11 protein-coding genes are annotated in these 12,523 nt (G+C 38.2%); 8 read left to right on the top strand and 3 right to left on the bottom strand.

What is annotated here, in order from left to right:
* The first annotated feature begins 76 nt into the window (after positions 1 to 76).
* The 5 genes from tig (at position 77) to GSR62_RS03780 (ending at position 6,742) form a co-directional block, all read left to right on the top strand.
* Positions 77 to 1,363, top strand: a complete 1,287-nt coding sequence (gene tig / locus GSR62_RS03760) for a trigger factor (RefSeq protein ID WP_066023831.1) — start codon at positions 77 to 79, stop codon at positions 1,361 to 1,363.
* A gap of 169 nt (positions 1,364 to 1,532) precedes the next feature.
* A complete protein-coding gene (clpX, locus tag GSR62_RS03765; protein WP_035449000.1) occupies positions 1,533 to 2,768 on the top strand; it encodes an ATP-dependent Clp protease ATP-binding subunit ClpX in 1,236 nt (411 codons plus the stop codon).
* 80 nt (positions 2,769 to 2,848) lie between these two features.
* Positions 2,849 to 4,273, top strand: a complete 1,425-nt coding sequence (gndA, locus tag GSR62_RS03770; RefSeq protein ID WP_066023832.1) for an NADP-dependent phosphogluconate dehydrogenase — start codon at positions 2,849 to 2,851, stop codon at positions 4,271 to 4,273.
* Between the two features lie 259 nt (positions 4,274 to 4,532).
* Entirely contained in the window at positions 4,533 to 5,219 is a 687-nt protein-coding gene (locus tag GSR62_RS03775) for a response regulator transcription factor (RefSeq protein WP_066023833.1), read from the top strand.
* Positions 5,219 to 6,742: a HAMP domain-containing sensor histidine kinase gene (locus tag GSR62_RS03780; protein ID WP_033193006.1), complete on the top strand. Its 1,524-nt coding sequence runs from the start codon at positions 5,219 to 5,221 to the stop codon at positions 6,740 to 6,742. Before GSR62_RS03775 ends, GSR62_RS03780 begins: the two co-directional genes overlap by 1 nt.
* Before the next feature lie 37 nt (positions 6,743 to 6,779).
* On the opposite strand, the gene yidC is transcribed toward GSR62_RS03780, so the two are convergent.
* The 3 genes from yidC to GSR62_RS03795 all read right to left on the bottom strand — a co-directional run bounded on the left by yidC (position 6,780) and on the right by GSR62_RS03795 (position 8,995).
* Positions 6,780 to 7,691, bottom strand: coding sequence for a membrane protein insertase YidC (yidC, locus tag GSR62_RS03785; RefSeq protein WP_035449002.1), 912 nt, complete (start codon positions 7,689 to 7,691; stop codon positions 6,780 to 6,782).
* A 96-nt stretch (positions 7,692 to 7,787) separates the two neighbouring features.
* Positions 7,788 to 8,063 carry an acylphosphatase gene (locus GSR62_RS03790; RefSeq protein ID WP_010688804.1) on the bottom strand — a complete coding sequence of 92 codons (276 nt, stop codon included), beginning with the start codon at positions 8,061 to 8,063 and terminating at the stop codon, positions 7,788 to 7,790.
* A gap of 596 nt (positions 8,064 to 8,659) precedes the next feature.
* The gene (locus GSR62_RS03795; RefSeq protein ID WP_010688805.1) at positions 8,660 to 8,995 is read right to left on the bottom strand and encodes a hypothetical protein; all 336 of its coding nucleotides are present in this window, start codon (positions 8,993 to 8,995) and stop codon (positions 8,660 to 8,662) included.
* A 629-nt stretch (positions 8,996 to 9,624) separates the two neighbouring features.
* Here GSR62_RS03795 and GSR62_RS03800 point away from each other — a divergent pair.
* From GSR62_RS03800 to GSR62_RS03810, 3 genes are all read left to right on the top strand, one after another.
* Positions 9,625 to 10,785 (top strand): hydroxymethylglutaryl-CoA synthase, encoded by a 1,161-nt coding sequence (locus GSR62_RS03800; RefSeq protein ID WP_066023834.1) that lies wholly within the window; start codon positions 9,625 to 9,627, stop codon positions 10,783 to 10,785.
* A 60-nt stretch (positions 10,786 to 10,845) separates the two neighbouring features.
* Complete coding sequence (locus tag GSR62_RS03805; protein WP_010688807.1) at positions 10,846 to 11,565, top strand: hypothetical protein; 720 nt, start codon at positions 10,846 to 10,848, stop codon at positions 11,563 to 11,565.
* A gap of 80 nt (positions 11,566 to 11,645) precedes the next feature.
* Positions 11,646 to 12,512 carry an exonuclease SbcC gene (locus tag GSR62_RS03810; protein WP_066023835.1) on the top strand — a complete coding sequence of 289 codons (867 nt, stop codon included), beginning with the start codon at positions 11,646 to 11,648 and terminating at the stop codon, positions 12,510 to 12,512.
* Positions 12,513 to 12,523: the final 11 nt, after the last annotated feature.

Here is a 12,523-nt window from a genome sequence, read left to right on the forward strand (position 1 = left end):
AGCTTTCTAAGTTAAACTTAGTTAGTATGCAATTACTCAGTAAATTGTACAAACTATTTTACTCGGAGGGAAAATAATGTCTGTAAAATGGGAAAAAGAAGAAGGTACAAACAACGGTAAGTTGACCTTTGAAATCGAACCTGCAAAAATCAAGGAAGGTTTAGACACAGCATTTAACCGTGTCAAGAAAACTTTAAACGTACCTGGCTTCCGTAAGGGTAAGGTTCCTCGTCAAATCTTTAACAAAATGTTTGGCGAAGAATCACTTTACCAAGATGCTTTGAACGCTGTCTTGCCAGAAGCTTATGCTAATGCTGTAGCAGAATCAAACATCAAACCAGTAGCACAACCAGAGATCGACGTTGAATCAATGGAAAAAGATTCTACATGGGTCTTGACTGCTAAAGTTACGGTTGAACCAGAAGTTAAATTGGGTCAATACAAAGATCTTGAAGTTAAAGCACAATCAACAGAAGTTACTGACGAAGAAGTTGATGCTGAAATCAAGAAATTACAAGAACAACAAGCTGAATTAGTGTTGAAAGAAGATCAACCAGCTGCTGAAGGCGACACAGTTGTTATCGACTTTGAAGGTAAAGTTGACGGTGTTGCTTTTGACGGTGGTAAAGGTGAAAACTACTCACTTGAACTTGGCTCAAACACATTTATCCCAGGTTTTGAAGACCAATTAGTTGGTCACAAAGCTGGTGAAACAGTGGAAGTTAACGTAACATTCCCTGAAGAATACCATGCTGAAGACCTTAAGGGTAAAGATGCAGTCTTTGAAACAACGATCCACGAAGTTAAGACTAAGGAATTACCTGAACTTGACGACGAATTTGCTAAAGACGTTGACGAAGAAGTTGATACTTTAGTTGAATTGAAAGCTAAGACACGTGAACGTCTTGAAGCTCAAAAACAAAACGTTGCAAAAGAAGCTATCCAAGAAGAAGTTATCGATAAAGCAGTTGAAAATGCTGAAATCGGCGAGATCCCAGGTGCAATGATCGAAGAAGATGTACACCGTCAAATGGATCAATACTTAGCTGGTTTGCAACAACAAGGTATCAGTGCTGATATGTACTACAAACTTACAGGTTCTTCAGAAGAAGACTTGCACAAACAATTTGAAAGTGGTGCACAAAAGCGTGTTAAGACAAACCTTGTCTTAGAAGCTATCGTAGCTGCTGAAGATATCAAAGCTTCAGAAGAAGAAATCAATGCAGAGATCAAAGAATTAGCTACACAATACGGCATGGAAGAAGCTGCAGTTCGCTCAGCTCTTTCAGATGACATGTTGAACCATGACATTGCTATCAGAAAAGTCGTTAAAGAAATGACAGATTCTGCAAAACAAGTTTAATACTTGAGTGACAATATCAATTTAATCTTGTGATTTTAGGGATCGCAGCGGAATTTATCTGTTGCGATCCCTAAATTTATCCATTCACCTGATAAATAAAAAGTAAGTATTAGTTTTTAGTAGCAATGTCTGATAGAATATAAGTAATTATTAGATAAAGGTGATTTAGATGTACGAAAATACAGATCCAAACGAACCCGCAGTTTGCTCTTTTTGTGGCAAATCTGAGCGGCAAGTTAAAAGTATGATCTCGGGCCCTGGCGTGTATATATGTAATGAATGTGTCGAATTAGCCCAAACGATCATCAGCGAAGAAAATAAAGCTAGTGTTAAAGATGAATTTACTGATGTACCGACACCAAAAGAGATCGTTGATATTTTAAATCAATATGTTATCGGACAAGAACAGGCTAAAAAGACCTTGGCAGTAGCTGTATATAACCACTATAAGCGGATCAACGCTTCATTTGATACTGCTGACGATGATACGGAATTGCAAAAGAGTAATATCTGTCTTGTAGGGCCTACTGGTTCAGGTAAGACATTCTTAGCCCAAAGCTTAGCTAAGATCTTAAATGTCCCATTTACGATCGCTGATGCTACGACATTGACAGAAGCAGGCTACGTTGGTGAAGACGTTGAAAATATCTTGTTGAAGCTCTTACAAAATGCAGATTATGACGTTGAACGAGCTCAAAGAGGGATCGTTTATATCGATGAGATCGATAAGATAGCTAAGAAGAGTGAAAATGTCTCGATCACCCGTGATGTTTCGGGTGAAGGTGTCCAACAATCGCTTTTGAAGATCTTGGAAGGCACAGTCGCTAATGTTCCACCACAAGGGGGCAGAAAGCATCCACAACAAGAATTTATCCAGATCGATACGACAAATATCTTGTTTATCGTAGGTGGGGCTTTTGACGGTATCGAAACGATCGTTAAAAACCGTTTAGGAGATAAGACGATCGGTTTTGGTGCTGATAGCAAGCAAAGCTATGATGAATCTAAGAGTATTATGCAACAGATCATTCCTGAAGACCTCTTGAAATTTGGTTTGATCCCAGAATTTATCGGACGTTTGCCGATCTTGACGGCACTTGAAAAGCTTTCTGAAGATGATCTAGTTCGGATCTTGACTGAGCCTAAGAATGCTTTAGTCAAGCAATACAGCAAGTTGCTTGAATTTGATGGGGTAAAACTCGAATTTGAAGAAGATGCTTTACGTGAAGTGGCTCATTTAGCGATCGAACGTAATACTGGGGCCCGTGGCTTGCGTTCGATCATTGAAGCTACGATGCGTGATATCATGTTCGAGGTCCCAAGTAATAAGGAGATCGAAAAAGTTATCATTTCAAAAGATACGGTTTTAGGTAAAGCTGAACCTACCTTAGTGATGAAAGCCTAATTCTTAGTAAGCGTCTTTAAAATCTTAGGCAATTTTGGTAAAATTAAGTGCAGTAGGAATTTTAGGAGGTTAAGTTGGATATGAGTAAAGCACAAATCGGTGTTGTCGGTATGGCTGTTATGGGCAAGAACTTGGCTTTGAATATTGAAAGTCGGGGCTATAAAGTTGCGATCTTCAATCGTACAGGTTCAAAGACTGAGCAAGTTGTTGCCGATCATCCAGATAAAAATTTAGTTCCAAGTTATACGATCGAAGACTTTGTTAATTCATTGGAAAAACCACGTCGGATCATTTTGATGGTCAAAGCTGGTGCGCCAACAGATACAACGATCAAGAGTCTCTTGCCTTATCTTGATAAGGGCGATGTTTTGATCGATGGTGGGAATACTTTCTTTGAAGACACCATGCGTCGTAACGCTGAATTAGACAATTCAGGGATCAACTTTATCGGTATGGGTGTTTCTGGCGGTGAAAAGGGTGCCTTAGAAGGTCCTTCATTGATGCCAGGGGGACAAAAGGAAGCTTATGACCTTGTAGCGCCTATTTTGGATCAGATCGCTGCTAAAGCAGATGATGGCGAAGCATGTGTAACTTACATTGGACCTAATGGGGCTGGCCATTACGTTAAGATGGTCCACAATGGGATCGAATACGGTGATATGGAACTTATCGCTGAAAGTTATAACTTATTGCGTAACTTGCTAGATCTTTCAGTCGATGAGATCGCTGCTATCTTCCACGAATGGAAAGATGGCGAGCTTGATAGCTATTTGATCGATATTACGGCTGATATTTTGACCCGTAAAGATGATGAAGGTACTGATAAGCCGATCGTTGATGTGATCTTAGATCGTGCGGGTAATAAGGGAACTGGTAAGTGGAGTTCACAAAGCGCCCTTGAACTAGGTGTTCCACAATCATTGATCACCGAATCTGTTTACGCACGTTACATCTCTGCTCTTAAAGATGAACGCGTAGAAGCGGGTGAAGTTTTAGCTAAGCCAGAAGCATTTGATGCTAAAAAGCTTGATAAAAAAGAAGTTGTTGAAAAGATCCGCCAAGCGCTTTACTTTAGCAAGATCGTCAGCTATGCTCAAGGTTTTGAACAAATGCGCTTTGCCTCTGAAAAATATGACTGGAATTTAGATTATGGCTCTTTAGCTAAGATCTGGCGTGAAGGTTGTATCATTCGGGCTCAATTCTTGCAAAAGATCACAGATGCATTTGATAAGGAACCAGAATTGAAGAATTTGATGCTCGATCCATACTTTACTGAGATCACAGCTAAGTATCAAGCAGCAGTTAGAGAAGTAGCTGCCTTAGCTATTCAAGCGGGTGTACCTTGCCCAGGCTTTACTAGTGCAATTACCTACTACGATCAATATCGATCAGCTGTTTTACCAGCAAACTTGATCCAAGCACAACGTGATTACTTTGGGGCACATACTTATGAACGTGTCGACAAAGAAGGTAATTATCACTACGAATGGTATCACGAAGAATAAACTAGTTAGCAAAAGGTGGTACGAATTGATCGTATCCCTTTTTTTAGGCAAAAAATCAAGCATGATTATTATCTAAAAAATTATAATTAAATATCCAAATTTAATGTTGGGTGGCAAGATAATAAGAAGTATGCTATAATAAATCTTTCTTAAGGTAAAATTAAGGTATACTTATTGATGGCATCAATGTTAGAATTAAGTATGTTATCATTAAATAAATAATAAAAAGTTTAACAACAAGATATAGGAGTGTGGAATAATGAGTAAGATACTTATCATCGAAGACGAAGAAAATTTAGCTCATTTCGTTGAACTTGAATTAAAGCATGAAGGATATGAAACTTATACTTGTGAGAGTGGTCGGACTGGTTTAGAAGTAGCTTTGAGCGAAGAATGGGATGCCATCTTACTTGATTTGATGCTTCCTGACTTGAATGGCCTTGAAGTATGTCGTCGTGTCCGTCAAGTTAAAAACACCCCAATTATCATGATGACAGCGCGTGATTCTGTGATCGATCGTGTATCCGGTCTAGATCATGGGGCTGATGATTATGTGATCAAACCATTTGCGATCGAAGAGTTATTAGCCCGCTTGCGTGCCGTATTGCGTCGCGTTGATCTTGAAAGTGAATATAATTCATCTAAGCAAACAACAGTAAGCTATCGTGACCTTGTGATCGAAAAAGAAAATCGTGTTGTCCGTCGTGGCGATGAGATCATTGAATTGACAAAACGTGAATATGAATTATTGTTGACATTGATGGAAAATGTCAATGTAGTTTTGGCCCGTGATGTATTATTAAAAGAAGTTTGGGGTTACGAATCACAGATCGAAACTAATGTCGTGGATGTTTATATTCGCTACTTACGTAATAAGATCGATCGTCCAGGTGAGGATAGTTATATCCAAACTGTACGTGGAACCGGCTATGTAATGCGTTCCTAATGTGTATTCGAAAGGCTATTTTGCATAAAAAGCAGCTAAAAGATAGTCATGCAAAATCATTCTTCTCACTTAAGCTAAAATGGTCGGTTGGCACTGGGATCGGAGTTTTGCTGATTTTTGCTGTTTTTTCAGTCCTACTTTTTCAAAGTTTTTCGAGCCTATTACTAAATCAAGAAAAACAATATGCGCAGGAAGCGTTAGATACAGCCGTTGAAAGTTTAGCGACCAATACTAAAGAATTGACGCAAGATCGGGTTGAACATTCATTGAGTTTGCGGGTGCATAATGAACGGAATATAAAAGAACTACAGACACTTTATTCAAGTTCATTTTACACCTCACTAACACGGGAAAATATCAGTATCAGTGTCTACAACCTTTCAAACGAAATGGTTTTTGCTTCACGCGATGTGCCGGTAAAGTTTGATCAGGCTGAATTGACTGAGGAAAGTAAGATCGAACATACATCTGCGTATAATGTTTTGGTTTTAGGGAAAAAAGTTTTTTCTGAGAAAGATAAGCATTTGATCGGATATGTTCAAGTTACCAATGATCTGGTCAATTACGATCAGACTAGACGTAAATTGATCTTGATCTTTTTAGTATTCTCTTTGATCGCTGCGATCGGGATCGCTTTACTTAGTTATGGCTTATCGTCTTGGCTATTAGGACCGATTGATCTGATAAATGACACGATCGGCAAGATAAATGGTGATGATGAAAGTGATGCTTTAGCTAATTTACGTGTGCCTGAATTCAAGCATGAAGATGAATTGGCTGAACTAGGACGTTTATTTAACAAGATGCTCGATCGGATGCAACGATATATCGAACAGCAACAGCAATTCGTGGAAGATGTTTCACATGAACTTCGGACACCAGTTGCGATCATTCAAGGGCATCTCTCGCTTTTGAAACGTTGGGGCAAAGATGACCCAGCAGTCTTGGATGAGTCGATCGAGGCTTCCTTACAAGAGATCGCTCGAATGAAGAGTTTAGTTCAAGAAATGTTAGATCTTTCTCGAGCTGAACAAGTTGAGATCCAATTTGGCAAAGAGATCACTGATGCTAAGGAAGTCGGCTTACAGGTGTTCAATAACTTTCAGATGATCCATCCAGACTTTACCTTTGTGTTAGATGATGATCTTAAAGATATCACTAATGTTCAGATCTATCGGAATCACTTAGAACAGGTATTGATTATTTTAATGGATAATGCGGTCAAGTATTCACGTGAACGCAAAGAGGTCCATATGACGTTATCTAAAAACATCAATGATATTGATATCGTGATCCAAGATTTTGGTGAAGGGATCTCGCAAGAAAACATCGACCGGATCTTTGACCGTTTCTATCGTGTTGATAAAGCACGAAGCCGCGATAAGGGCGGTAATGGTCTAGGGCTTTCGATCGCTCGACGTTTGATCGAGGGCTATCACGGTAAACTAGTCGTTGAAAGTGCTGTGGGACAGGGTTCAGTCTTTCGTGTTTCCCTGCCTTTAGCCAAAAATAAAGATAAATAAAAAATAGGTTTTTCCTGCTTTGGAAAAACCTATTTTTTTATTTATGACGATTTTGTTTACCAGCGTTACGCTTCTTTTTAGAAGTAACTGAAGTAGTTGAAGGCTCAACTGTAGTTTCTTTAGCTTCAGTAACTACTTTCTTAGGCTGCTTAACTGGATTTTTCTTTAGATCTGCCAAGACTTCTTTTCTAATGCGAGGACGCATATAGTTGATGATCAAGGTTTGGATACATGCAAAGATCCCGCCAACAAAGAAGTAAAGCCCCAAACCAGCAGGGGAGATGTAAGTCATGAAAGTGATCATCAATGGACTAATGATCATCATTTGCCGCATTTGAGCTCGTTGTGCTTCTGGTACACCTAAAGTTGACAACCATCCTTGAAGTGCATAAACGACAAAGGAAAGAGCAACTAAGGTAAAACTCCGCTGCCCGAGGTTGATCCCATAGAAGTAGGATTGCGATAGTTCAGGTGAATATTGGATCGCAGCATAAAGTGCAGCAAAGATCGGCATTTGGATCAAAAGTGGTAAACAGCCGATCCCACCAGTCATTGAAATATTATTATCGCGGTAAAGCTGCATCATTTCTTGGTTGATCGCCATTCTTTCCGCATCGCTAGTAGCTTCTTTTTGCCGTTTGGTGATATCTTCCATCAATGGCTTGATGTGAGCGATCTTTTCTTGTTGGATCGTAGCATTTTTGGATTGCTTGATCATGATCGGCATCAAAACTAAGCGGACGATGAAAGTGATCACGATGATCGCCCAGCCTAAACTATTACCTAAGATCTGTGACAGCCAAACTAAAATATGTTGAGTTGGCACTGCCAAGTTGTCATAGACAAAACCATAAGGCTTACCTGAGGCAGTGTGTTGGACACACCCGCTCAGAAAGAACATTGCTGAAGCCATGATCGCAGTAATAGCTAATAATTTTTTATTTTTCATAGGTCAATTCCTTTCACTTATGAATAAAGGTATCGTTATTAACTATACTGGAAAAAAAGTGATATTTCAATGTATAATCCATAAGAACCGTTGTAATTACATATATGCTACGCTAAAACGTGTATAGCTATTTTCCGGGATCGATTTGAGAACGACCCGATCAACCCGTCCTGCTGGGGTAGGTGAAGCTTTGACGCCTTCGATAAAGGCAGAGAGCTTTTCAGGATCACCTTGTGCTTCAATATAAACAGAGCCATCATTTTTATTTAAAACTTTACCGGTGACTCCGATCTGATCAGCTAGGATCTTAGTCATATAACGAAAGCCAACTCCTTGAACGATACCATATACTTCTAAACTGATTGCTGCCATTTATCCCATTCCTTTCGTAAGATATTTCTAGCTATATTATACTACAGGAGAGAAATTTGCTAAAAAATAATAGTTGTCCTAGGGCTATTTTTAAAATTCTAGGGTCTCTAATTTCAGTAAAAAAGAGTTCGAATCATCTACAGGCGCCAAGGGGCTTTTTGATCATACTGTTTAGCTATATTATAATGCTAATGAGTACTTTAACAATTATTTAGTCATGTAGCATCCCAGTGATTGATTGTGCTGTGATGTTTTTTTATGTAGGAGCTAATCTATTTAGTTATCACAATAAAAAAGAGACGTCCCAGTGTATCTCTGGTTCATCCCTATTGGTGTTATTGCTGTAATTCTTTTTCACGATCTGCCAAGTAGTTTCTTAGATTCTGCGCTATCGTCAAGTATTACCATTTCCTTGATAAACTTGTGGGAGTAGGAACGGTAGCTATATACTTTGTTTTTTGTCCCACTTATCTCGGGCTCTTACTTGTCTTGTTTTCTATATCATAACGACTTAGCAGGGCTGTTGTTATTGTTACTGTCACGCTAAAAATTTGTAATGATAACTTGGCTAGTTTCGGAATGTCTTGGTTTGTTATTTACTCATACACACCCCACCAGCCAGTAACTGGTGGATCGCAAACGACCATTTCTTCTTTAATTCTTTTTCTCAAATGTTCTTTATCTTCTTCGGTAGCTTTATCGAACACTAACTCTTCTATATCGTTAAAGTAGACACTGCCTTCCATATCCACACGTCCATCTTTATCTCGTCTCAATGTATGAGTTTGTTCAATTTTACTATCAAATTTCATGAACTCGTATCTATCATCTGAATTCATATGTGTTATGGAAACATCATTAAGCAGCCACTCATAAGTTCTAGGGTTTATTTTGTATTTATACTCTATATACTTTAATTTTATGGGATCCATTCAATTTTCCCCCGATTCATCATATTAACTTCGACTGATATGTGATCCTTTCTGATTCCATCATACCCAGCTAATATCCCAATTATATCATGGTGAAGATCTGATCTAAAAGTATCCTTTAAATTCAAGTATTCTGCTAATTACGCTTTTTTCTATAAAGAGTAACTTAGTATCTTTTTATGACTCTAATTCAAGAAGTTCACTATCTTTTTTGCTAACATTTTCCCGGTAATAAGGTATTCATTCCCACATTTTCTAACATTTCGCCAATAGGGTAGCTTCCTGAGATAGTTAGGCTACTTTCAGGCGTGATCATCTGATAGATTGCTGATCAGTTGTAAATGGACTTAAAAACGTGTAACTTATGTAAATGAAAAAGGACTAGGAAAGTTAATTTCGTTGAATACTAATTACGATCGTCAAAATTGTGGTTAGTCTTTTTGTGTATCCGGCTTTGAAGCCATACAAAATAAGATAGCTCTAAAACTAAAACGTACGCTATCATCAAATCAATGGAGCATTTTCCGATATCAAGATCATTATCAAGGGATTATAAGGAAATTTGCTAAAAAATAAGAACTTCGCTAAACTTATAGAGTGAACAATCAGCAGTGAGAGGTGCGATGAAAATGAAAATTGGGATCGATAAGATCGGCTTTTTTACGTCACATTTATATGTAGATATGGCTAAACTAGCTCAAGCACGAAATGAGGATCCAAATAAATATTTGATCGGGATCGGCCAGACTAAAATGGCGGTCATCCCACCGACACAAGATGCAGTGACCTTGGCAGCTAATGCCGCGACTAAGATCTTGACGGTAGAAGATAAAGAAGCGATCGATCTAGTGATAGTTGCTACGGAATCAGGGGTAGATAACTCCAAATCAGCTGCAGCTTACGTTAGTGAATTGTTGGGTCTATCTCATGAGATCAGAACGATCGAGTTGAAACAAGCTTGTTATGCAGCAACGGCTGGCTTACAGTTAGCTAAGGGGCATATTGCTTTAGCTCCAGATAAAAAAGCTCTAGTGATCGGAAGTGATATTGCCCGCTATGGCTTGAAAACACCAGGTGAACCGACACAAGGTGGGGGCGCAGTGGCAATGTTAGTCTCTAAAGATCCTAAGCTTGTTGCCTTAGAGACTGAAAGCGCATATTATGCTAAAGATACTATGGATTTTTGGCGTCCGCTTTCTCAAACCGAGGCTAAAGTTGATGGCAAGTATTCAGCTAATATTTATCTAGAATTTTTTGAGAAAGTCTATCAAGACTATCTAGCAAAGACAGGGCTCAAGTTAACTGATTTTTCAGCGCTATTGTTCCATTTACCATACACAAAACAGGGGTTAAAGGGTCTACGTAAGGCCTTAGAAGGTGTCGATCCGACGATAGCTAGTCATTATTACAATGAATTTGAAGCAAGTCGCAAGTATAATATGGCAACTGGTAATCTATACACTGGTTCGTTATATTTGAGTTTGTTATCTCTTTTAGAAAACACGGATACACTAAAAGCTGGAGATCGGTTAGGTTTGTTTAGCTATGGTTCTGGAGCCCAGGGTGAGTTTTTCTCAGGACGCTTACAACCTAATTATAAAGAAGCCCTCACTTATCAAACTTCTGAAATGTTAGAGATGCGGACAGAAGTTAGTGTTGCTGAATATGAACAGCTCTTTTCTGCAATCTTAAAGGATGATCATAATCGAAAACTTGATGTTTCAAAAGATCCTGCCCAATTTGTATTAGCTGGGGTCAAAGATTTTAAACGACAATATTTGAAAAAATAAATTATAATGACCACCTTTTGCGTATCTATAAAGTATAGATAGTGAAAGGTGGTTATTTATATGAAGTTTGAAAATAGTGAAGAGATCGTTTTAGCCAAGTCAGCCCAAGTAGTGATCGACCGTTATTTGGAGCTCAGTATGAATGTGATCGCAGAATTTATTGCTAATTGTGATCAGATGTCATTTTTACAATGTAAGAAATTATTGAGTGCTAAATATCGCAATCGTTCGCAAAATACGTCAAATGAATTTTTTGAGTGTACGCTAGAGGCTACTTTTATTTTACTTGAAGAGATCTTTTTGAAAAATCAGCCTTTTTTTCCTGAACTTTTTATGGGGATCTGTAGTGGTAAAATGAAATTTTTGCTTGTTCAAGGGGTGATCGTAAGTCAAAAGATCGATCCTGAGCAACGATTTATTGTTTATCTACGCAAAGGGCGTTACTTTATTTACTTTATCGAACAAACTCCACCAGATAAAGCTAATTTAGCTAGATTAGATCTCTTTTTTGGCGGAAATAAGTTATTGAAATTGAGTAATGGTCAGCGTTTCAATTATTTTAGACAGCTCAGTAAAAAACAACATCGTTATTACAAACGATATAAGGATCCGATTCGGGCCTATCATGAGCAGATCTGCCAGCAGATCATGGCTTTACATCCACAAAAATTAGCTGTTACAGCCAATGATAAAATAACAGGTGCTTATTTAGAGGAACAATTGCTGTTAAGGAAGAGGTTAAATGAGATAATGAAGCAAGAACTCAGCCTTGATAATTGATAATTTTAAGTTTTTTTGTAACAATAGAGCTATGAACATCTTGCTCTCAACTGGGCAATTACGAAATAGAGGAGATACTTATGGCTAACCCAAATCAACTTAGTTTATCAGATCATAAACAAGCAACTAAAAGCTTGGCTAAGGCACTTTTAGATAAAGTGGCCTACCTAGAATCTTTTGAAAAAGCTGTTCAAAACCAAGATGATCGCTTGGTATACCAGCTGATCGATGGTAAACGTTATGCAACTGAGATCTTAAAACAAGATGGGGCTGAAGTTGATGATACCCATGAACATCTTGTACGTGATAGTTACGCTAAGATAAGTGATTATTTGAGTAAGAACTTGATCGATTATTTATGTGAGATGTACCCATTTTTCTATTTTGAAGAAACTGCGATCGGGCAGTATCAATTTTTCTTTGGAAATTGGTGGGGAAGACGACTATTTGGGACGTTAGATGTCTTAAACGTCAAATTCAATTTTGATGAAACTGAATATCAAAAATTAGCACGTGCTTTTGCTTTGGAAAGTGAAAATAAACGTTTGAATAGCGACCAGATCGCGCTCTTATCGCAACAATCAGACGAGTTACAAGAATTGATCGATGGTCAAAATGAGCGTGATCAACGTAAGGATGAACTTCGCCAAGAGATCAAACGAACTTCACAAGAAAAGGTGATGCCTTGGGAAACTTCAAAACTCAAGGAATCTAAGCAAAAATTGATCGATGAATTATCCTATCTATCTGAACTGGATGAAAAAGCGGGGAATGCTTACCGTCAGATCCGTGAAAATGAGGAAAAGGTCTTAGCACTTTCAAAGGAAGATACTTTGATGGGTTATGAGAAACAAAGTATCGTAGCTAAATTTGGTAGCTTTGAAAACTTTGAAGCGCATAATGACGCATTATACCGCAACTATATTGCAGATCTGATCGCTAAGTAAAAGTAGGTGAA

The sequence above is a fragment of the Ligilactobacillus animalis genome, assembly GCF_009933595.1.
Classification (GTDB): Bacteria; Bacillota; Bacilli; order Lactobacillales; family Lactobacillaceae; genus Ligilactobacillus; species Ligilactobacillus animalis.